Raw genomic sequence first — 24,530 nt, forward strand, 5'->3', positions numbered from 1 at the left:
GCTCCCTTTGATGTGTATGCTTACAAGTCTATTTTATTTCTCCCGTATTCCGGTCAGGAGGATCAACGCCCAATAATTGCTTAACAAAGAAATCCCTTTTCTTCTTGCGTCCGTAAGGGCCGCCGTCACTATGTCCCATACCGGGTACGGTCAGGAAATCAAACATCTTGTTGGATTTGATAAGGGCATCTGCCAGCCGGTACGTGGATTCCGGTGGTACATTGGTGTCTGCTTCCCCTACAATCAGCAACAGTTTGCCTTGTAATTTATGGGCATTGGTGATATTGGATTGCTCTTCATAATGTTTGCCAATGGGATAGCCCATCCATTGCTCATTCCACCATTGCTTGTCCACGCGGTTGTCATGACAGCCACAGGCAGATACGGCCGCTTTGTAAAATTCAGGATGGAAGAGCAGCGCGCCGGCCGAATTTTGTCCACCGGCAGAAGTACCATACACGCCTACCCGTGAGTCATCTATATAGGGATATTTAGCGGCCAGGGCTTTGATCCATAAAATACGGTCAGGTAATCCCGCATCAGCCAGGTTTTTCCAGCATACATCATGGAAGGCTTTGGAGCGGTTGGCAGTACCCATGCCATCGCATTGCACTACGATAAATCCCAGTTCGGCCATGCTCTGCATTTCGCCATGCGTCATGAAGTTCTTGGGCACAAAAGCATCCTGCGGTCCAGCGTAAATGTTTTCAATCACAGGATAGCGTTTGTTGGGATCAAAATTGCGCGGCCTGCATACTACACCCCATATATCGGTAACGCCATCCCTGGCTTTGGCTACAAACACTTCCGGCATCCGCACACCCAGCGCGAGGTAAGCGGAGATGTCTGCTTTTTCCAGTTCCATGACCAGCTTGTTATCGGCTGTGCGGTGCAGGTTGGTGACGGGTGGCACGTTGGGGGCTGAGTAAGTATCGGTAAAGAACTTCCTGTCGGGAGAAAAGTTAACGGTATGATTGCCGGCGGCCGGCGTAAGCGATACCAGCTTTTTGCCATCAAAACTGATGCGGTAAAAATGGATATTGTAAGGGTCTTCACCTGCCTGTATGCCGCTGGCGCGGAACCATATCTCCCGTTTCTTTTCATCCACGCTGTCAATTTCACGCACCACCCAGGGGCCGGTAGTGATGGCATTCTTTACAACGCCTTTTACAGCATCTACCAGGTACAGGTGCCGCCATCCGTCTTTCTCACTGCTCCAGATGATCTCACCGGTCTCCGGCAGGTAGTGGGTAAAAATGCGTTGTTCATAAATGAAAGTATTGGTTTGTTCGTCAATAACATTGCGCGTATTACCGGTCTCACTGTCCACTTCAATGATCCGGAAGCGCTGGTGGCCGCGGTCCGCTTTTTCATACGTAAAATAGCGGCTATCTTTTCGCCAGCGTATATACGGCGATCCGAGGAAATCATACTTTTCTGTATTCACCTTCACTGCTTTTTTACTGAGGAGGCTGAATACATGCATTTCATAACTGGTAAATTCATCGCCGGGCTGCGCATAACGTTGCGAGCGCAGTTGTCCCCGCATGGTATTGGGCTGGGAAGTAAGGATATAATATACTTCCTTTTGTTCACGCACATCAATCTTATACCCGATGGCATATTTACTGTCGGGCGACCATACCAACTGGCCATAAGGTTTTTCTTTGGTGCCATCAGTCGTGAACTGGATGGTTTCACTGCCATTGGCGGCCCGGATATACACATTGTAATCTTTGATGAAAGACACCCATTGCTTGTCGGGTGATGTGCTGTCCCTTCTGCCATCCCGGTCCCAGCGCGGACGCCGGCGGGGATTGGGAGCATTGATAGACGCTGTATCGGCAGGCGATGTACTGGTGCAGGTTTGTTTCACCACATCATATTGCCACCAGGTGTTTTGGTGCCGGAAGGTGATTAGTTGCTTAGGGTTATCGAATACCAGGGAATTGATACCAAGCCGCTGGGCGCTTACCGTTTTGCCTGTGGCCTGGCCAAGGGCAGCAGCCAGTTGGGTATGATCAAAGGCAGGTGCTTTTTTGCCGCTTACGGCATCTACATACATATATTCCTGCACACTGTCTTTGAGGTTATTCCGGTACCAGAAACCTTTATTATCGGGCTGCCAGAAAGCCTGTACCGTTGTTTTGAAAACACTGTTGCGGGCCAGGCTGTCCAGTTCGGCCGCATCACGGTAACGTTGAACGACCTCTTCATGGGAAGGCAGGTAGGCAACAGGCTTTTGGGGTTGAGCCATCACCGTCAGTATACCTGTCACCAGCAGCGCGGAGGTGAGTATGAGTTTATTTGCACACATAACTTATTTCGAATAAAATCTCCAATTGGTTTTAAAATCTTTAGATACCGGCTGGTTGGTGAGTATCACCCGCAGCATTTCGATGGGCATGGCATTCTCGTGCAATACGGCATCGTGGTATTGTTTATAACTCATCTTGCCACCGTCTACCAGTTCCTTCTTCATCGCATAGAATTGCATACCGCCGATCATATAGGCCAACTGGTACAAGGGGCCATAACCTCCGGTGAACGAACGGCGTACTTCTCCTTCTGCATTGGCCCTTTCATGGCCCACACGGTCTACCAGGAAATCAATGCATTGTTGCGGCGTCCATTTACCCAGGTGGTAATTGAGGGAGAAAATAATGCGGGCGCAACGGTGCATACGCCAGAACAGCATACCAATGCGGTCTTCCGGCGACTGGGGAAACTTCATATCCCACAGGATCAGCTCCCAGTACAAGGCCCATCCTTCTGTCCAGAAAGGGGTGCGGAAATTGCGGTACGATTTATAACGGTCATTCATAAAGCCCTGCAGGTGGTGGCCGGCAATGAGCTCATGGTGTACGGTGGCGCGGGAGAAGTGCGGGTTATTGCCGCGCATGCTCATCAGCTTATCTTCTTCAGCCATCGTATTGGTAGGGTAAGAGATGATCAGCATCTCACCACCGAGGAAGAAGGGGCTCACGAGCTGGCGTGCCGGCGGCATCATGCTCATACGCCAGGTCTCTTCAGCAACCGGGGGAATGGTAACAAGGTTATTCTTTTTCAGGAAGTCAATAGACTCATTGTAGAGCTTCATAATCGCCTCCGGTTGTTTGCCGGGCGGCACATAACTATTCTTTACCTTTTCAATCGCCTTTTTCCAGTCGTCACCAAAGCCCATGTCGCGGGAAGCCCTCAGCATTTCGGCATCGCACCAGGCAAATTCCTTATTGGCAATATCGATCAGCTCCTGCGGTGTATAAGGGATCATTTCTGCCTGCAACTGGCGTATCAGCTCTTTTTCTCCAATGGGATAGCCTATTATACCACTGCCATCATCTTTACCGCCGGGGGCAGACTTTTCTTTTTGCTGCCAGCCTTTGGCATAATCGCTGAGTGCGCTTTCCAGGCGTTTCAAGGGTTCGGGAATCCACCAGGTATAAGCAGGGTCATAACCGGTATAGAAATCATTTACACTTTTAACCGCATACTGTAAGCCGCGTATCATACTGCCTGCCCGACGGCTAAGGCTGATGTCAATGCCACCCTCCTTATCCAGTTTTTTAGTGGTACTGTTGATCTCAGTGGCCAGTGCATTCATAGTTGCAGCCAGTTGCGGCGCATCCTGCTGCGTACCCCTGCGGCGTATCTTTTCTATGGCATAGATCTTTTCGGCAAAAGGGAACCAGGCGACTACCTGGTTATACTCCTGTTCTTCTTCCCCCAGCAGGCGCAATTGTTCATCCAGGTTCCTTTTAAAAAGAAGATAATCTACTTTGGAGCCGGTGGGCAGGGACTCAAACTTCAGTTGCTGCAGTTGTTTTAAATAATCGTTTTGCAGTTGCTGTAAACGCTGGCGGCGCTCGGGAGAGCTTTCTACTGCATAAAAGCGACTAAGGCTGCCGCGGTCAGCATCATACTGCACCATGATATTATTCACTTCACTCGTGTGCTGATAAAGAGCGGCTGTTTGCGACCAGCCCTGCGTGGCAGTAAATACAAGGCAAAAGATAAAAGCAATGCTTAATCGGGCGGCTTGGTTCATAGCAGGAAATGTGTTGATTTGGGTTGATGGAACGAAAGTCAGTAAAATATTGGTTCCTAAACTACCATTTATAAAAGGGTTAAGATTCGCTAATGATTTGTGAGTTTCGAGGTGGGCGTTCCGGGTTCCGGGTTTGAGGTTTCGGGTTGCTCCGCGGTGCCGGATGGCGGCATTGCTGTGGCCGGCTAAAACGTCTGGCGGCGTTTGTGCAATATACCAATATTGATTTCAGCATTTATTCGGCCTGTAACCCTGAAAGAACCCGGAACACCAAACCCGGAACCCGTAACCGGACAGGCATGAATTAATCACTTATTTACCAATATTAACCTTTGATGATTTGTTTACAAAAAAATGTGCTAATATTGGTTAAGTATGAAAGTTGTACAGTTTACAATACCTGTTGCTACAGAGTATTCCATTATCGTGCAGGAAGATGTATTGCCCTACTTCTACAATCATTTGCACCGTCATAATGAAATACAGATCACCTGGGTTATCAAAGGTGAAGGAACGTTAATTGCGGGGAATTGCATGCAGCGTTTTAAGCCCGGCGACATTTACATCATTGGCGCCAACCAGCCCCACTTATTCAAGAGTGATCCGGCTTATTTTGAGAAGCGCAGTAAAAAGGAGATACATGCGTTGACCATGTTTGTAGATCCGGGTGGACTGTTCAGCAACATCCTTCACCTGCCCGAAATGAAGGGTGTGAAGAAATTCCTGGAGGTAACGGCTGCAGGCATGCAGATACCGAATGCCTACAAAGCGCAGGTGATGGACAAAATGTTACAGGTAAAAGAAGCGAGGAATGGCATGCGGTTGGCTACCTTTATCCAGTTGCTGCAGATCATGACAACGATCAAAAAATATAAAACACTTTCCAGCTCCGGCTCAGAATATTCCATTAGTGAATCTGAAGGTTTGCGTATGAATGATGTGTATCAATATACGATGACACATTATACCGAGAACATCAGTCTTCACCAGATAGCCTCCGTAGCGCACCTGACCCCACAAGCCTTTTGCCGCTATTTTAAGAAACATACACGGAAAACTTATATTACCTTCCTGAACGAGGTGCGGGTGAATGAGGCCTGTAAAAAGATCGTGGCGCAGGACTTTGACAGTATTGCCACGGTGGCCTATCAAACCGGTTTTACCAATGCTGTTACTTTTAACCGGGTATTCAAGAAGATCACCGGCCAGCCCCCCAAGAAATTTTTAAATGAGTACCTGCATAAGGTAGATTAAGACCGGCAGCCTGAAATGTGAAGGAAGCTTCCGGAGCCTGAATCCGGGGTGGGAAGGGTAGGGCAATACCAGGTCATTGCTTAATCAATTAAGCAATGATAATCAACGTGTATTAATTACATGCCTAAACCTCCAACCGTACTAAAAAACCTCTATTTTATTTTAAAGGTTTCCACTTAGTTGTCATTATTTCTGTATTTTTGACAATCATAGATCACTCCCTGTTTTTTAACGGGATGCAGGAATGATCGCAACTCCTCCATGTAGCTTATTGTAAACTTAATTCCTTTCAGGATCCCCCATCATGAGAGACCTGTCCGTATTGGCATGTACCCTCTTATTGTCCGCCCGTTTAATGGCAACAGATACGTTGCAATATGCCCGTCATCACTATACTGATGAAAACGGATTACCCCAGAACAGCATTAAATTTATTGCCCCCGATACCAATGGATTTGTGTGGCTGGCCACTGAGAATGGTGTAGTACGCTTTGATGGTCAGCATTTCAGGACCTTCAATAAGGAAAATCTCCGGCTCGCTTCCAGCCGCATCTATATTTTATTAACGCGCCCTGGTACACAGAACCTGTACGCCGCTACTGACGGCAGACAAATTATTCAATTTCACAATGGGGAGGCAAGCGTGGATGATAGTAACCGGCCCCCTGATTGGACGGATGCTACCGGTAAAGACGGACACTTTGCTATTTTCCCGGCATTAGGCCTGCCTAATCTTTACAAGGACATCGTCCGGTTTGATAATTATGTTATGCCGGTCAACGATAGCGACTTTTTCATAGCGAACAAGGGAGGCGTATCGTTCTATAAAAATAAGCAACGGCAGTTCTGGACCAGTTTCGGGCACGCCAATTACTGGCATTTCTTTAATATAGACAGTGTATTGTATTATGTGGATGATCAGGAAGTGTATAGTATATCCCGGGGTGTTGTGGAAAAGAAAGGGCAGCTCAAGGGAGATATCGTACATAGCCCGGCTTATGGCCGCAAAGAGAAAAAACTGCAATTATTTTGGAACCTTTCTTCAAAAGATGTTTTTGTTTATCTTGATCAATCGCTTTACCTGGTAAAAAAACTACCCACTGGTGAATTATCAACTCAATTATTACTCACTGATTTCGACCTGAATGCTAACAGGATTGTATCTGCCTATTATGATGAGCCCCACAAACGGCTTTTTTTGGGCAGTGAAACGAGGGGATTATTTGTTTTTACCCGCAAGCAATTCAATACAGTTAATTCAAAACAACCTGGTGCGGGTGAAGTGTTTTATGCGCAAACTGTTTTTGGCAATAGCGCAGTGCTTACGGCAAGGGGAGAAATAATGGAAGCTTCCGGTACCAGCAGGCTCTTACCTGCTATAAACCGGCTGAATTTTGTTGACCATTACAGCTTGCTGACGGATGCCAATGGTTATATATGGGTCAAACAATGGAATCAACTGTATAAGTTCTCCAAAGACGGGCAACATTTACTGGATAAGTGGACATTTACGACAGGCATCCATACGGTGTACGAAGGCAGCAACGGGCAGTTATGGGTCGGTACCCCAAAGGGATTGTATGTAATGAACCTGTTCGTGAATAATGCTACGCCTGAATTTTTTACAGACCGTGTGCAGGATATTACCTATATACAGCGTGAAACAGATGATATACTGTGGCTGGGTACCGGCAAAGGAGTATATAAACTGACGCTTTCCAGTCACAAAATACAGGCAATAGATAGCCTGAAGGGTATACAAATTCGCAGCTTTTATATTCCCAGACCTGGCGAAGTGTGGATTACTACGGCAGGCGATGGATTCTTCCTGTATAAGAACAGCAGGATTGTAAAGTTCCCGCTTGACCAGGGGCACTACCTGAATGCTGCCCACTGTATGATGGAAGATGCTTATGGCTATTGTTGGATCACCACCAACAAAGGGTTATTCCGGGCTGCTAAAAAAGACCTGCTGAATTATGCGGATGGTAAAACCACTGCTATTTATTATCATTATTATGACAAGTATGCGGGGTTTAATATCAATGAGTTTAATGGCGGATGTCAGCCTTGTGGCATTCAATTACCGGATGGTCATTTCTCCTTTCCATCCATGAATGGGCTGGTCATGTTCAAACCAGGTCAGGATGATATAGAGCTGCCCGATAAAGCTATTTTTATTGACAGGGTAGAGGTGGATGGGAAACAGCTAGCCAGCCGGGATACCTTTGTTTTTTCGAAAGATTTTGACCTGTTTAAATTATACGTTTCTACCCCTTATTGGGGCAACCCTTACAACCTGCGGCTGGAATTTGCCCTGAACAGGAATACAGAAAAAGAAGTATGGAACAAGGTAGGCAGTGATGGCAGCGTTTCCCTCTCCTCCCTGTCATCCGGCACCTACCAGTTGAAGATCCGTAAACTGAATGGCTTTGGGGATAATAATTATTCTTATAAAAGCATCGTGCTGGTGTTACCCCTGGCCTGGTATGAAACCTGGTGGTTTAAAGTGTGCATCATCGTGTTGGGCCTGTTGGGCATCTGGGGATATACCCGCTTTCGCCTGCAGTACATAAAGCATAAGAACAAGGTACTGGAATCACGTATTGATGAGCGCACAACTGCTCTGAAAGCCATCTTGAATGACCTGCAGGTCTCGGAGGAAGCCTTGCGTAAGCAAACGCATATACAGGAACGCCTGATGACGGCCATTGCGCACGACATTAAAAGCCCGCTGCGCTACATGATGCTGGCGGCAAAACGCCTTACCGAGAATACGGCTGCAGGTGGCAATGACCCCTCCGACGTGCATAAAAATGCGCAAATGCTGTATGAAGCAGGCTATCGCATGTACCACCTCACCGATAACCTGCTGCAGTATATCAAATTCTCGGGCCGCGACAGGCAGGTGGTGCCGGAAGAAGTAGACCTCGGTGTCCTGGTGGGTGAAAAAGTGGAGATCTTCCGGGATATAGCTGCTGCCCAGCAAACGGTTATTGTGAATGAGGTACAACCAGGTATAATTATACGCAGCAATTTTAACCTGCTGGGCGTTATCATTCACAACCTCCTGGATAATGCAGTGAAGGTAACCTATGAAGGGCAGGTTAAAGTATACGTGGTGCCCGGCGATATACTCCGCATTGTAATAGTAGATTCCGGTATTGGCATGCATCCCGATATTGTGAACTGGTGTAACAGTGAACTTGCACGCACCAACCAGCCCAATACTTCTTTTGCCGGGCATGCCGGTTTCGGGTTGATCATTATCAAAGAATTGCTGGCGCTCATGGATGGAAAGCTGCAGGTAAGCAGCAGCCACGAAAAAGGAACCACCATAGAACTGCTGTTCCGGGACTGGCAGGTATAAGGAGGTGTTAGCTTTTAGGCAGTAGCTGTTAGCGGTCAGAGTTTGGCTGCCGGGTTGCTTTTTACACTTCATTTCCCGCCGTTTACTCAACTATTAGTACCAACTACGCATCAGTCTTATGCAGCGCTGCAGGTGTTTTATAGCTTTGCAGTCAGTATACTATTGGTTGCAACAAAATAATTAGGAAAGGGCGACTACTGTAAGGGGGGCTGGTGATCAGCCCCCTTTTTCTTTTTACTCGTAGTTGACGATGGAAGAAGTGTCGTATAACTTTACTTTCTCTACCAGCTCTACGATGTTAGAGACCTCCATTTTCTCAAAAATGCGGCTCTTGTAAGTGCTCACCGTAGATATCTGCAGGCTGAGCGTTACCCCGATCTCTGCCACACTGGCGCCTTTCACCAGCAATTGCATCACTTCCATTTCCCGGTTGGAAAGACCGGTAAGGGGATTGCGGGCAGATGCCTTTTTGGTAGTGAGCCCGTTGATCAGGTGCTGCTTCACCGTGGGGCTGATGTACTTGTCATTGTTTTGAATGGTCTGGATGGCGGCTTTTAGTTCTCCTTCCGGCGCCTGCTTTACGACGTAACCGTCGGCTCCGGCCTGCAGGTAGCGAAGGGCGTATAACTGTTCGTCATAGCCGGAGAAAATGAGAATCTTAACATGGGGCTGTCGAAGCTTTACGACATCAATCATTTGCAGGTTATTCCCCCCGGGGATGTTGATGTCCAGGACCAGCAGGTCAAATCTGTCTGTGTCCAGTAATTTGAGGGCCTGATCGAAGTTGTTGGCCTCCCGGATCGTGCCGGCGGGCAACATTTCCTTAATTACAAGAGCGGTTCCATAGCGTACAATAGAGTGATCATCAGCAATCAGGACTTGGTACTTTGCATCTTTCATTAGTGAGTATCAGATTATTGGTTTGGGAAGAGAGCCTTATTGAAACTGAATGTAATATACGATTTCTTCTATACTAATATCAAACTTCTACTACATACTTATGGAAATTATAGTATAGAGGATTACCTGTAGGTATAATAGTTTTGCTGGTATAGCAAGAAAGGAACAGATACTGAGGGGGTTAGCCGCTAATATCAATTTGTTTGAGAAATATCAATTCTACCCAAATGCCCTATTTAAAACCAGCCATACCTATGCGAAACCGTGCCGGCAATATGCCAGGTCCTGTATATCAGGTTCATAACGACCTGGCATTTTTTCTCTACCGCTTTACCGGTTCCGTTACAGGTCTACTCCGATCATTCAGTTATACTACTAAAAATACTGTGCAAGCAGTCTCCGGGTCATGGTACAAGGGGGGATATCGTTCAATGACGCAGTGAACGAGTCCCTGGTTTCCAGTAAGCTTAATTCTTTCCTTACCGCCCTGCCTTTCCAGGCGGGGCAAAGGAAAGAATACTAAAAATTCCCCACTTCATTAAATGTCACCCTGTCCAAAGGACTCCTGCGGAGAGCTATGTCATCCTGAGCTTGTCGAAGGATTGTCGAAGGGCATGAGCAGCTACCGGAAAGGGATGGCCCACATCATTATGCACGACTCATTAACCAAAAATATGACCATGATTAAAAAATTACTTGTACTCACTGTGGCGGCCCTGATAGGCGCCGGCAGTGCTATGGCCCAGGGATTCCTTTCCAAAAAGAAAGGCAGCCTCATCGGCTTTAGCGTCAATTTCACCGATTTTAAAACCCCCAGTGAGATCAAAGCCACTTCGCTGAAGGATGCCTTGAAAAAGGGCGACTGGCACAAAATGTCAGAGATGGGCTGGGGATTCTCACTCCTATACTGGCAGGGATTGAGCAACCGGCTCGACCTCTCGGCCCGTTATAATGGGGTGTTTACCGACTTCACCCGCAGCAGCTATGACAATGAATATTCCAATGAATTTGAGGCGGCCCTGCATGCCCGGGCATTGACAGATGACCATACGCTGAATCCCTTTCTTACGGCGGGCATCGGTGTGGGCGACTACGGCAAGACCTGGGCGCCTTATGTACCACTGGGGCTTGGACTGCAATTGAACCTGGAAAGCACTACTTATGTTTTCCTGCAGATACATTACCGGGTATCGCTGGATAAGTCGGCATTGGATGATAACCTCTTCTGGTCGCTTGGCTTTACAGAGAGCCTTTCTTCTCCTAAAACACCCCCGCCTCCTGTAACGGTACCCTTCCCGGTAGTAGAACGGAAAGACCAGGATGATGATGGCATTGTGGATAGTGTGGATGCCTGCCCCGATGTAAAAGGGCTGGCCCATTTGAATGGTTGCCCCGACGGGGATGGCGATGGTATTGCGGATAAAGATGATAAATGTCCCACCATAAAGGGTATAGCCAGGTACAACGGTTGTCCCATACCGGATACAGACGGGGATGGCGTAAATGATGAGCTGGACAAATGCCCTGCTGTAGCCGGTGTGGAACGGTATAACGGTTGTCCTATACCCGATACGGATAAAGATGGCGTGAATGATGAGGAAGATAAATGCCCGGCATTGGCGGGTGTAAAGGAAAACCAGGGATGCCCTGTCGTAAAAGAAGAAGTGGTGAAAAGAGTGAACGTAGCGGCCGGCAACATCTTCTTTGTGAGCGGAAGCGCCAAACTGCTGGCCAAATCCTTTAAGTCGTTGGATGGCGTGGCTGCAGAACTGAAAAAGGATACCGATCTGAAGCTGTCTATTGAAGGACATACGGATAATACCGGATCCGATAAGGTAAACCAGCCGCTGAGCGAAAAAAGGGCCAGGGCTGTACTGGATTACCTGAAAAGCAAAGGTGTTGAGGAAAGCCGGATGCAATCGGCCGGTTATGGTTCATCACGTCCTGTGGCCGATAACAAAACAGCCAAAGGCAGAACCCTGAACAGAAGAGTTGAACTGAAGCTTACCTATTAACAATATAAACAGGCAGTAAGACCAACAGGCAGGCATGAATTTCTTTTGAAGGTCAGGACGGAACAGAAGGACGGAAGTACGGGATGGTTATTCCGGCTTCCGACTTCTGATTTTGATAAGTTGTTGACAATATTAACGGTTTGTAGAAATAGTACTACAAAAGAATTGGAGTAGTATTACAAATCAGCAAATGGACTTATAATACATTTGATGACGTGAAAGAGCAGTAGCTATTCACCATCATTTTACCCCGCAGTAGTGATTTTATTCTCTGTAATCTTTGATCCGGTTTTGGTCTGATGCTTTTTAAGCATCCTGGTATAGTAGCAATTAACCAAATTATGTATAACCTTTTGTCTATGACAAAGGGTGACGGAATGTTTTTTCCTTTACAATATCGTGCTATGAGAACTAAACGTCCTTCTTTCCTTGCAAAGACCACGTGCCCATCCGCCAGGTTCCTGTTGCCATTGATTGTTGGTCTGTTGATCAGCAGCGGCGCTGTGGCTACTTCTTTTCCTGTTACCAATACATATGATTCCGGGCCGGGTTCCTTCCGGCAGGCCATCGTGGATGTGAATGCAGCGGGAGCAGGACCGCACAGTATTGAATTTAATGTATATGGCCAGATCACCATCCTGTCTTCACTTCCGGCCATCACCCAAAGTGATGTTACCATTGACGGGCAGAACAAGATCACTATTAACTCCAATGGCTCCGATCCGATCTGTAATCCGTTTAACATCAGGGCGAATAATGTAATTGTCAGGAATTTTAAACTGACCAACAATGGTGATATTGACATCATCATTGCCGCCAATACCACCGGCGTAGTGATTGATGGGATCTCTGCCAGCAGTACTACCGGCAATTGGCTGAATGCGCTGATCTATGTAGAGGGAGCTTCTACTAATTTAACGCTCAGGAATATCCGGTCGACGGACCTGCAGCCCTGCGGAAGCACCTACTTTGGAAGAGGGATTCTTATTGTTGGTGGACTGCAAACCAACCTCATTATAGATAGTGTTACACTCAATACTCAGGGCAATACCAGAGGATGCGAAGGCATCGTATTCCGCGATGCTGCCATTAACGGGCTTACATTGACCAATACCAGTATCAGTGGTTTCCAGAATGGCATTGTGCTGGATAATACCGGTGGCCCTGTAGAGACCGCCAATAATGTTTTATTACGCAATGTTACCCTCGACTCGCTCATCACCGGCGTGTCGGTTGGTTTTTACTCGGATTTTGTAAATACCAATATCCAGATCAAAAATACGGTCATTGACCTGAACACGCTTGGCGCCGATGATGATGGCGATTATCCCATCCGGTTCGACAATACCACCAATGGCGTTACGATCGATACCGTACGCCTGCATGAAAGCGATGTTTATTTTATATGGTTTAATGGCGCGGCCAGCAATGTAACCATTAACCATTCCGTCATGGAGAATACCATACCCGGCCTGTATGGCGGTGGTCAGTTTATCCGTTTTGAAAGTACTGTCAATAATGTCAATATCAGTAATACTGTACTGAATGGCGATAAGCCTGCCAATGCGGATGATGCTGATTACGGAATTGTATTTATCGGCGCTACAACAGATATTACGTTGGACCACCTTACCCTTAATGAATTTGATGTAGATGGTATCCATATATTGGCGGCCAATACCAACTTCCAGCTCACCAATTCCACCTTCACCAATAACTATGATGGTATAGAGTTCTATAACAATGTTCCCCGCAGTAATGTAGACATTATCAACTCCTCCTTCAGGGGCGCGGCCGGTGGGCGCAGTGGCATTGTAGTTGGTGCGGCCAATGCCGTTTCCGACATAGACCTTGTGGGCGATACGGTGACAGGGCATGTCAACAACGGTATCTGGTATTATGGCGGTCAGGCCGTAACGGATGCATCCATTACCGGTTGTGTGGTGCATGACAATGGAGGGGCGGGGATTGTGATTGACCAGCCAGATAAGGTACTTATTACACAAAATGCAATCTATGATAATACGGGTTTAGGGATTGACCTGACCAATGCAGGCAACTGCGGCTATGAAGGGGCCAACCGGCCCGTGCTGGTGTCGTCCACACCGCTTGGAGGCGGACAATACGAACTGGTCATCAACCTGCCGGCGATTGTTCCCTCCGGCTATACGGTAGATATCTATGCCAATGATCCCGCTACTTCGGCTGCCAGCGGTCAATACTTTGTGACCAGCTTAACGGGTCTGAATAGTGGCAATAATACACGGACGGTTACCTATAATACCGGCCCCGGCGCTACCGGGGTCGGTTTTTGGACAGCTACCTTACGCATCCCCGCTAATAATTGCGGCACCTCAGAATTCAGTGATAAGCTAAGTATTGGCATCAAAGCGCCTGCCTGTATTACCAATGGCATCGTAGCCTGGTACCGGGCGGATATGGGCGTAAATGGCATCAACTGGGGCGATATCAGTGGCAATGCCAACCATACCACTGTGGTCGGCGATCCTGATACCAGTACCGGATCAGTAAACTTCAACCCTGCTTTTTATTATGATGGCAATGATGCGCACCGGGTACCTGCCGGTGCAGGTGTTACCACCGCCTACACTATGATGGGCCTGGGCCGGCTGGAAGGCACACAGAATGGAAGGGTGTTTACCAGCTCTACTGGCAACAAACTGTTTGGCTGGTGGGCCAATGGAGAGAACGGCTACCACAATGAGGCCTGGCTTAAAAATACTACTCCCATTACCAGCTATACCAAATTGTATTCATTAAAACGCGCCAATAGCGGTAGCGGGCCTTATGAGTTCAAGGGTAATGGCATGCTGTTGAGCTCCGGCGCTTCCTCAAACGGCAGCGTTTGGACCCTGGATATAGGCGGCGCTTTTAATAATGAGTATACAAAGGTGTTCGTACCGGAAGTCTTTATCTACAACCGTGACCTGACACCGGCCGAAATACAACGCCTCGAATCTTATATGGCGTTGAAATACGGCATTACATTAAACAATGGAACTACGGATTATATAGCCTCTGATGGCACTACCATCATGTGGAGCGCTTCAACGAATAGCGCCTATGGAAAACATATCACGGGTATCGGGAAGGACGATTGTACGCTGCTGCATCAGAAACAATCGGTCAGTGCCGACACCGGGTTGGTAACTATTGCACTGGGTAATACGGTGGCTGTTTCCAATGCCGCCAATACCAACGCGGTGACCACTGATAAAACCTTCCTGGTATTTGGTGATAACGGTGCTGCTGTAGCTTATGCAACAGCGGTAACAGGCGCTACGGCAACACAGCGGATGGCCAGGGTATTTAAAGTGCAGAAGTCTGCCACCTGGACCGATCAACTGATCACCTTTACAATAAAGGGAGCAGGCACCAGCAACTACCTGCTCATCAGTTCCGATCCCGCATTCGGGACCATCAGCCAGGAATTACAACTGGATGCCAATGGTGCGGTGAGCTTTAGCTCCTCCCTGCTGGCCAATGGTATTTATTTCACCGTAGGAGCAAAGATCAAAGGACCTGCTAACGTAAATACAGGCGTAGCCTTGTGGCTGCGGGCCGATGATGGCAGCGCCAATGGTGCTGTATGGAACGATTTCAGTGGTAATGGCAATGGTGCAGCGCAACCTGCTGCTGCCAGTCAGGCTATTGTAGTGCCCGGCGGGGTTAACTTCAACCCGATGCTGAAATTCGACGGCAGCAATGACTTCCTCCGCAGCCCGAGTTTGTTTACCAGTACCGGCGTTAATAACGCACAGGTATATGCAGTAGCCATAACAGATAATGCGCAGAACCAGGACCTGTTCGGGGAATTGGTTTCCAATGGTCAGTATGTGCATGCGCATTTGCCATGGAGCGATGGCGTATTGTATTGGGATGCCCCTTATGGTTACCGGGCGCAAGGCGCCTGGGGCGGAACGCTGGGAGCACCTTATTTATGGTCATTCCTCCGTTCGCCTTCAACGATGGGCGCTTTCCGCAACAGAACACAGGTGGCCGTGTACAATGCAGCGATGGGTAATATTGCAGGCGCTAATAGTCCGTTTAATGTCGGCAGCACTACCAGCACCGGCGTACAACCGTTCAATGGTAAGATTGCCGAATTAATCGTATACAATAATTCAGCCGCTACCACCACTACACAACGTCAGCAGATAGAATCTTACCTGGCCATAAAATATGGTCTCACCATTCCGGTAGATTACCTCGCCAGTGATGGTACTACCAAATTCTGGGATGCTGCTGCTAATGCGGCTTACTCCCAACGCATCACCGGTATTGGCCGGGATACTACTTCAGCCTTATTGCAAAAACAGTCGCTGAGCGTAGATGCCGGTTACCTCACCATGGCGCTGGGCAGCACCATTGCCATCAGCAATGCGGCAAATGCCGGTACCATTGCCAATGACAAATCTTTCTTCGTCACAGGTGATAACGGCGGCGCAAAAGTATTTTCGGTATCGGTTACAGGTCTCACTGGTGTCAATGTTGCACTGGCAAGGACCTGGAAAGTGCAGAAGACAAACTGGGCCGACCAGGACATTACTTTCCGTACAGATACGACACTGGCCGCGCCGCAATTCATCATCATCAGTACCGATGCCAGCTTTGGTGCAGGCGACCTGGTATTGTCGCTCACCAACCGCACTGTGACCCTGAACACCAGTCAGCTCCCCAATGGCGCTTACTTTACTTTTGCTAACGCTTTAAAAGCGCCCGGAAATGTCATAGCCGGCATCGCTGCCTGGTGGCGGGCTGATTATGATGCTGCTGCTACCCTTTGGAGCGATTACAGCGGCAATGGTAAAACGCTTACACAACTTAATGTGCCCCAGCAACCAGAACTGCTGCCGGTTAACATCAACTATCAACCTGCTTTAAAATTCGGGAACGTAGACGTTATGAACTCTGCCTCGTTGTTTGGTACTGCTTCTATCGATAACATTGCAGTATTTGCCGTAACTGCTGCTGATGGAGCAGGCTCCCAGAACCAAGGTAGCGGTCTTTTCGCTGAATATGTAAGCAATAACGAACGTGTTGCTGCCTGGGCGCCGTATGGTAATGGCCATGTTTACTTTTATCCGCCTTTAGGTTGGGCCGTGAATACCACCGCACTCCCCACACAGCCGGTTGCTTATGCCAACCCACGGTACAACTTATATGGTTTCACCAAAACGCCTTCACAGCTCAATATCTATTTCAACAATACCAATGTGGGTACCACCAATGGTACATTCACCGGCATTACTGGTAATAACCAGCCTTTCTCTTTGGGCGTGTTCCATTTCGCTGATTACTTCAATGGCCGTATAGCAGAATTTGTAGTGTACAACAATTCATCTGCCATGACGGCCACCGATCGCCAGAAAATACAATCTTACCTGGCATTGAAATACGGCCTTACCCTGAATCTTGCAGGAGTGCCCGGCTACCTGGCCAGTGATGGTTCCAATTATTTTGATGCTGCTGCCAATGCCGGTTACTTAAAGCACATCACCGGTATTGGCCGTGATAGCATTACCGCCCTGAACCAAAAGCAGTCATTAAGTATAGATACAGGAGTAGTAACTATTGCTTTGGGCAATACTGTAACCGCCAGCAATGCAGCGAATACAGGCATTATTACCAACGATAAATCTTTCTTTGTATTCGGTGATGATGGCGTCAGCACTGCTTTTGTAACACCAATCACTGGTTTCAGCGGCCTCACTAACCGGATGACGAGGATCTTCAAAGTAGACAAGACGGCCAATTGGACCGATCAGAATATTACGCTCAAATTAAAGGGCGGCAACGCACAGACTTATTTACTGGTGAGCACGGATGCCGTGTTTAATGGAAGCGATACAAGATATGTGTTGAATGCCGATAGCACGGTTACCCTGAACACCAGCAACCTGGCCGATGGCGTTTACTTCACCTTTGCTACAGATATTAAAGGCCCTAATGGCGTTAACAGGGGCATTAACTTCTGGCTGCGTGCCGATGATGGTAACACCAGCGGTGCTGCCTGGAAGGATTATGCGGGACATGGTCACCAGGCTTTGCAAGGTGTAGTGGCGGGTCAGCCAGCCACCGATGCCAAAGCCATCAACTTCAACTATGGATTGAAGTTTGACGGTACCGATGATTTCCTCGATATCAATACTACCCGGGTGCATCCGGATAGCTCTACCATATTTGTAGCCGCTTCCGGATCGGGATTCGCTACCGGCAGAGCACTGGTAACCAGCGGTGGCCTGGCAGCCGCCAATGGTGCGGAATTTAGAGTAGTGTCGCCGTCAATCACGCAGTTCCTGGAAGCCAATGGCTCTGCAATAGAGGCTGTAAACGGATTAAGTACATATGTTGATAACAGGCCCTATATTTTTAGCGGCACACAATCCAACCTTGCCAACGGCGCTAAACTGTACCAGAATTACAAGTTGGATAACCAGGGTTCCGTCACGCTTAGTCCTGCTACGGCCAACTTTGTTTCCATTGGGTCAAGGATCAACGCGGGCAGGGGGATATTCTGGATGGGCAACATCAGTGAGGTGATCGTTTACAACCGGGTACTTACAGATGCAGAGCGCCAGTCGGTAGATTCTTACCTGGGCTTGAAATACGGTATTACACTGAATAATGGCGCTACCAATTACCTTGCATCGGATAATACAACGTACTGGACCGCTGATGCTACTTATAAAGTTCGTATTACCGGTATTGGCCGTGATGATAGTACAGCACTGAATACAAAACAATCACTGAGTGTAGATACCGGCTTTGTGACACTGGCATTGGGTACAGGTATTCCGATCACCAACGAAACCAACAGCAATACCATCACCAATGACCGCTCATTCCTGGTATTTGGTGATAATGGATTGTCTGCTTCCAACTTCACCGTAACCGTTGCCGGCAGCGCCAACAATGTCACCCGCCGTATGGCCCGTGTATGGAAAGTACAAAAGACCAATTGGGCCGATCAGAACATTACGTTCAAAGTAAAGCCCATCGGTATTGACAATTACCTGCTCATCGGCAGCGATCCCACTTTTGCTACCTTCAGCCAGGAAATACCGGTAGCTGCAGATGGCACCATCACCTTCTCTTCAGCCCTGTTTACCGGCACTGATATCTATTACACTTTCGGCGGGCCATTGAAGTCGCCGGGTGGGGTACCAGGTCATGCCATGTGGGTACGTGCAGATATTGGTACTTCTTCTACTGTAAACAATACAGCTATCGGCGAATGGAGTGATTTCAGCGCATTTGCAAATAATGCCAAACAGGCTACTGTTGCTAATCAGCCAACATTCCTGAACAACAATCTCTCCAATATTAACTTCAACCCCGTTGTCCGTTTCAATGGCAGCACCACTGGAATGACGGCCGCCTCCATCCTGAAAACGGGAACCTATAATGGCGCTGCTACTTTTGTGGTAAACAGCCAGGTGGCGCCCACCAACGCGCTTGTCTGGACAGAAAATACTGGTGTGGGCACGCAGTTTTCCCTGCATGCCACCTGGGGCGATAATATTGTATACTGGGACCCGCCTTATACTTCCAACCGGTTAACCTACAATGCCGGCGATGTCAACAATCAATCCATTCTCTGGACTGCTACCAGCGATATTTCATTGGCCGCCAACCGTCAGTCTATTTTCAAAAATGGGTTGAATGTGAACAATGGCAATAATACCAGCCAATATACCGGCAACAACGGCACATTCCAGCTTGGCTGGAACGCTGGTGCTTATAATTATAATGGCCGTATAGCAGAGGTCATTATCTATACCAATGCGCTGACTCCTGTTCAACAACAACAGGTGAATACGTACATGGCGTTGAAATATGGTATTACGCTGAACAATGGTAATACTAATTATTTGGCCACTGACGGCACTACCACTGTGTGGGATGCTACTGCTAATGCAGCGTATAAAAATAACATTGCTGGTATCGGCCGTGATGATGAGGAAGCGCTGCAACAAAAACAAAGCCGCAGTATCAATACCGGTTTACAGGTAACCATTGGTTTGGGTAGTATTGATTCAACTAATATTGCCAACACCAATACTTTTGCCGCTGACAGAAGCTACCTGGTGTGGAGCGATGACGGTGCTGCAGTTACTTTCCGTACATCCACCGGCTTTGCTGATGCAGGCTACCGCATGGCCCGCATCTGGAAAGTACAGGAAACCGGTACAGTGGGCGATGTGCAGGTGGCGGTTCCGGCCAATGCATTGTCCAATCCTGCTAAATCTTATTTAGTAGTAAGTAACGATAACGTATTCGATGCTACGGATGAATACATCGCGTTAACACCGCTTGTTATAAATGGTGTTAACCATCTCGTGGCCACAAAGGATTTCAACACCAACCAGTTCTTTACGTTTGCTACAGACCTGAAAATACCGGGTGGTGTAGCAGCTCCTGTACTGTGGGTGCGTGCTGATTTTGGTACTTCTTCTACAGTAGATGGTACAGCTATCAATGAGTGGGATGATTTTGGCGCGGATATCAACCATGCCACACAGGCTACAGTTGCCAACCAGCCGCTGTATAGAAACATAGCAGGCAACAATGTTAACTTCAACCCTGTTGTGAGTTTCAATGGCACCAGCAATTTCATGGACCTCAACATCAGCAAACTGCCAATGGGTACTACGGCCAGGACCCTGTTCGGAACAGGTACCCTGGTGAATCCAGCCACAGCGGGGGCTAAATATTTAATAAGCTGGGGAAGTGCTGCTACCAGTCAGGGAATGGGGCTTGCTATGGGCGACCCACCCAATGGCAGGGGTTATTTTGTTGGGTATGCTAATGATGTATATACTAACCCAACGTTCTGGCAGGCGAATATGGTCAATGAGATGACGGGTACCTGGGCTGGCAATGGCGGAGCAGCCAATTTGTACAGCAAAATGAGCGCTATTGGCGCCGTGGGGGCAGGTAATAAAGCCTGGAATACTACAGGTACTGTTGCCAGGATTGGTACTGCGGCCTGGGGAGCAGAATACTGGAACGGATCAATGGGTGATATAATCGTATATGATTATGAATTGAATGCTGGTCAACGGTTAAAAGTATCTTCCTACCTGGCACTCAAATATGGTTATGTCATAGATCAAACCACGCCTAACAATTACCTCTCTACAGATAGTACAGTAATATGGAATGCAACAACCAACGTTGCTTATAAAAACAGCATCACCGGTATTGGTCGTGATGACCTCGAAGGCCTGAACCAGAAACAGAGCCGTAACAGTGATACTACCCGCTTGCGGATAGCGATCGGGCTGGGTTCAGTAGCTGAAACCAATATTGGCAATACGAACAGCTTTGCAGCAGATAGATCCTATCTCATCTGGGGTGATGATAATGCTGTTACGACCTTTAAAACAGTCATGACTGGTAATCCCAATGTCAATTACCGCATGACCAGGTTATGGACCGTGCAGGAAACAGGCACCGTAGGACAGGTAGAAGTAGCATTCCCTTATGATGCTTTGCCTAACCCACGCCAGTCATACCTGGTAGTGAGCAGCGATGCTACAATAGATAATGCTGATACTTATATACCATTATATGATATCACGATCAATGGCAAACGCCATTGGGCCGCTAAAACCGACTTTACCACCGGTCAGTATTTCACTGTAGCTGCCTTCATCAAATCGCCGGGCGGGGTAGGAGCTACCAACCTGTGGGTGCGTGCAGATCATGGTATCCTGAATAATACGGATGGTACAGCCGTAGATGTATGGGTGGATTATGGCAATGAAGTAAACAATGCCAGCCAGGCGAACACTGCCATACAACCCGTATTTCAGAATAATGTTACTGATAATATCAACTATAATCCGGTAGTGAAGTTCAATGGCTCTACCCAGTTTATGAATCTTGATGTGACCAAGTTGCCGCTAGGTACAACAGCGAGAACACTTATCGGTGTGGGACGTCTGAGCAATATTGCCGGCAATGGTTATATACTGGGCTATGGTACAGCCAGTACTAACCTGGGGGCTGGTATAATCAGCCTTGGAGGTGCAGGTAGTATAATAGGATACGCTAATGATGTTACTACGGCTGCTGGTTTCTGGCAAGTGAATGTGCCGAACGAACTGTTTGGCACCTGGGCCGGTGCGGGAGGACAGGCAAACCTGTATAGTAAAATGACTACAGTAGCCACTCCTGCCAGCAAACCCTGGAATACTGGTACTGCTGCAGGTGCACGCATTGGTAACAGCCCCTGGGGGGCAGAATACTGGAGTGGTCCCATCAGTGAAGTGATCGCCTTCGACAGGGCATTGAACAATACCGAACGTCAACGGGTAAGTACTTACCTCGCTATCAGGAATGGTTATACCATCGACCAGACAACGCCTTATAGCAATTACCTGAACACCAATAGTACAGTGATCTGGGATGCTACAGCCAATGCAGTGTATAAGAATAACATTGCCGGTATTGGCCGGGATGATATAGAAGGACTTGACCAGCGACAGTCAAAGAGCATTAACAGTGGCGCGATCCTCGCTGTTGGTTTAGGTACGCTGGCAACGGATAACCTGGCCAATCCCCATGCTTTTGCCAATGATACCGCTTATTTCCTGTGGGGCAGCAATGCAACAGCACTCACTACCAGCAATACAGATATCCCTGCCTTGTTCAGCCAGCGCCTCACCCAGGAGTGGAAAGTAAGCAGCAGCAACTTTAATAACCAGCTCGCTCCGGTGTTCCTGGAGTTTAACCTGGCGGGTGTTACGCATAATGGCACCACTGCGGCAGACTTCAACCTGCTGATTGATACAGATGGTGATGGCAATTTCACCACCGGTACCGTATCACAAATTCCTGCTACAGATTATACCGGTGGTAAGGTCACCTTTAATGGGGTAACTGCCCTGGCAAACGGCACTGTATTCACCCTGGCCATCGGCCAGCAGTCGCTGCGGTTAATGGCGAAAGTTATTCTGCAGGGCGCCTGGAACGGAACGGCTATGAGGACCGACCTCAAAACAGCAGGGGTGATACCGGCTACCGATCCTTACGGACAAAATACCACGCCTGCCGTAAGCCCGAATGCGGCAGCCGCAGCGGTGGTAGACTGGGTGCTGGTGGAATTGCGCGACAGCACCAACCCATCTACTGTGGTAGCATCGAGGGCTGCATTGGTATTGAGCAACGGCAATATTGTAGATACCGGTTACTTACAACCCCTGGCCTTTACCAACATAGGGGCAGCCAATTATAAAGTAGCCATACGTCACCGTAATCATTTGGGTGCTATGTCGCTGAATGTAGTTGACTTTAGTACCGGTGTGGGTACGGTCGATTTCACGCTGGCTGGTACGGCTACCTATGGCAACAATGCCCGCAAAGACCTGGGCAGTGGGGTGATGGGCCTGTGGGCGGGTAACGTGGATGGCGATCAGGCCATACGCCATTCGGCCAAGCCTTCCGATGCATCGGGTGTGATCAGCGCCGTACTTACCCATTCGGGCAATACATCGGCTGATCCTGGCTATACCGGCTTTATCAATGCCTATAGTCCTTTTGATGTGAACCTGGATGGAAGGGTGTACTATACGGCGGCGCCTTCGGACCGTGCTATCATTGTAACCAATGTGACCACGCATCCGGCCAATGTATTCGGGCTGGCATCGTACGTGATCATGCAACAATTACCATAAGCAGTGGCTTACCATAAAAAGATAACCATGAAAAGAGTTTTAAGAGACATACTGATCATTGTTTTCCTGTTATCGGTCTCCTTATTGCTGCAGGCGCAGCGACTGGATGTGACAGTTACGAATGTGGGGGGCAATAAAATACAGTTTATGGGTACGGCTACGGGAGCCGGTTTTGCCACCGCGCCTAATAATGCCTGGGGGGATATGAACCTGACCTGGCGCATACCCAAGGCCGCGGCCCTGCCGGCGCCTCCTACGCCACCACCGGCGCCGCCCACACCGCCTGCTGCCACACCAGAGGTAACATTGGAGAGTACGGCATTTACCGGCACGGCGCCGGAAGATGTTTTTACCGGCGGCACGGACCTGGCCATCTTTGACCTTACCACTTTCGGTGGCATCGATGATGGTTACTGGTACTTCCAGGTAACCGGTACGGCCAATACCGTGCAGAACATTCCTAGCGGAGGAACAGTGCTCGTGTATGAATTCAAAGTACCGTCGTCCTGGTCCTGCCCCAATTGTGTGGAGGTATTGACTACCGATATACCCGAGCTCATGACGCTGGCCGGCATCAGCACTACCTCTTTCATACACAATGGCGGACTCAATGTAGACGTGCTGAACCTGGTAACCAATATGGCGCCCCTGCCGGTGGCCTGGCTATATGTGAAAGCGGAACCGAAAGACAATAAGTGGATTGAAGTAAAATGGGCTACGGCGACCGAACAGAACAATGCAGGTTTTGCAGTGGAAAGAAGTGATGACGGCGGCCGTACCTGGCAGGCTATAGCATCGGTGCCCGGCAATGGTAATGCCAGTACGCCTTCTTATTACTCCATTCGCGATGAGCAAGTGACAGCCGGCGTTAAATACTACTACCGCATCAAACAAACAGACTTTGACGGACGGATACGGCATTCGGCCATTGCCACTGCCCTATTAACAGGTGAGCAATACTTTACCGTAGTGGTAAAACCCAACCCGGTAAGAGATCAGTTGAACTTAGAATTGCAGTCGGCCAAAAAACAAACGGCCCAGGTAGTGATCACCGACATGGCCGGTAAACTGTACCGGGTAGAAAGAGGTATCAACATGCAAGCTGTAACAACGCGGTTTAGTTGTAATGTGGCAGGATATCCGTCGGGCATGTACATCGCCAAAGTCATTGCGGAAGATGGTTCTGTGCAGGCGGTCAAATTCATGATCAGCAGATAGATCGTGCTGATGGCGGAGGG

The 24,530-nt window shown here is 48.3% G+C and carries 8 protein-coding genes; 5 read left to right on the forward strand and 3 right to left on the reverse strand.

The window, feature by feature from the left end:
• Positions 1-28: 28 nt before the first annotated feature.
• Both HB364_RS13270 and HB364_RS13275 read right to left on the reverse strand, forming a co-directional pair.
• The gene (locus HB364_RS13270; RefSeq protein ID WP_167288452.1) at positions 29-2,317 is read right to left on the reverse strand and encodes a S9 family peptidase; all 2,289 of its coding nucleotides are present in this window, start codon (positions 2,315-2,317) and stop codon (positions 29-31) included.
• Between the two features lie 3 nt (positions 2,318-2,320).
• Positions 2,321-4,048, reverse strand: a complete 1,728-nt coding sequence (locus HB364_RS13275) for a DUF885 family protein (protein ID WP_208419949.1) — start codon at positions 4,046-4,048, stop codon at positions 2,321-2,323.
• Between the two features lie 375 nt (positions 4,049-4,423).
• Here HB364_RS13275 and HB364_RS13280 point away from each other — a divergent pair, with 375 nt between their 5' ends.
• Both HB364_RS13280 and HB364_RS13285 read left to right on the forward strand, forming a co-directional pair.
• Positions 4,424-5,302, forward strand: coding sequence for an AraC family transcriptional regulator (locus tag HB364_RS13280; RefSeq protein WP_167288453.1), 879 nt, complete (start codon positions 4,424-4,426; stop codon positions 5,300-5,302).
• 304 nt (positions 5,303-5,606) lie between these two features.
• The gene (locus tag HB364_RS13285) at positions 5,607-8,672 is read left to right on the forward strand and encodes a sensor histidine kinase (protein WP_167288454.1); all 3,066 of its coding nucleotides are present in this window, start codon (positions 5,607-5,609) and stop codon (positions 8,670-8,672) included.
• A gap of 234 nt (positions 8,673-8,906) precedes the next feature.
• Here the strand turns inward: HB364_RS13285 and HB364_RS13290 are convergent, their stop codons facing one another.
• Positions 8,907-9,572, reverse strand: coding sequence for a response regulator (locus tag HB364_RS13290; RefSeq protein ID WP_167288455.1), 666 nt, complete (start codon positions 9,570-9,572; stop codon positions 8,907-8,909).
• A gap of 680 nt (positions 9,573-10,252) precedes the next feature.
• Here HB364_RS13290 and HB364_RS13295 point away from each other — a divergent pair.
• The 3 genes from HB364_RS13295 (at position 10,253) to HB364_RS13305 (ending at position 24,510) form a co-directional block, all read left to right on the forward strand.
• Complete coding sequence (locus HB364_RS13295) at positions 10,253-11,587, forward strand: OmpA family protein (RefSeq protein ID WP_167288456.1); 1,335 nt, start codon at positions 10,253-10,255, stop codon at positions 11,585-11,587.
• Positions 11,588-11,991: 404 nt separating this feature from the next.
• Positions 11,992-23,292 carry a right-handed parallel beta-helix repeat-containing protein gene (locus HB364_RS13300; RefSeq protein ID WP_167288457.1) on the forward strand — a complete coding sequence of 3,767 codons (11,301 nt, stop codon included), beginning with the start codon at positions 11,992-11,994 and terminating at the stop codon, positions 23,290-23,292.
• Positions 23,293-23,319: 27 nt separating this feature from the next.
• Positions 23,320-24,510, forward strand: coding sequence for a T9SS type A sorting domain-containing protein (locus HB364_RS13305; RefSeq protein WP_167288458.1), 1,191 nt, complete (start codon positions 23,320-23,322; stop codon positions 24,508-24,510).
• The last annotated feature ends 20 nt before the right edge of the window (positions 24,511-24,530 follow it).

The organism is Paraflavitalea devenefica (assembly GCF_011759375.1).
Taxonomy (GTDB): Bacteria; Bacteroidota; Bacteroidia; order Chitinophagales; family Chitinophagaceae; genus Paraflavitalea; species Paraflavitalea devenefica.

Bases quoted from the DNA above. Each gene is read 5' to 3' on its own strand.
- HB364_RS13270 (WP_167288452.1), bottom strand. From the start codon at position 2,317: ATGTGTGCAAATAAACTCATACTCACCTCCGCGCTGCTGGTGACAGGT.
- HB364_RS13275 (WP_208419949.1), bottom strand. From the start codon at position 4,048: ATGAACCAAGCCGCCCGATTAAGCATTGCTTTTATCTTTTGCCTTGTA.
- HB364_RS13280 (WP_167288453.1), top strand. From the start codon at position 4,424: ATGAAAGTTGTACAGTTTACAATACCTGTTGCTACAGAGTATTCCATT.
- HB364_RS13285 (WP_167288454.1), top strand. From the start codon at position 5,607: ATGAGAGACCTGTCCGTATTGGCATGTACCCTCTTATTGTCCGCCCGT.
- HB364_RS13290 (WP_167288455.1), bottom strand. From the start codon at position 9,572: ATGAAAGATGCAAAGTACCAAGTCCTGATTGCTGATGATCACTCTATT.
- HB364_RS13295 (WP_167288456.1), top strand. From the start codon at position 10,253: ATGATTAAAAAATTACTTGTACTCACTGTGGCGGCCCTGATAGGCGCC.
- HB364_RS13300 (WP_167288457.1), top strand. From the start codon at position 11,992: ATGAGAACTAAACGTCCTTCTTTCCTTGCAAAGACCACGTGCCCATCC.
- HB364_RS13305 (WP_167288458.1), top strand. From the start codon at position 23,320: ATGAAAAGAGTTTTAAGAGACATACTGATCATTGTTTTCCTGTTATCG.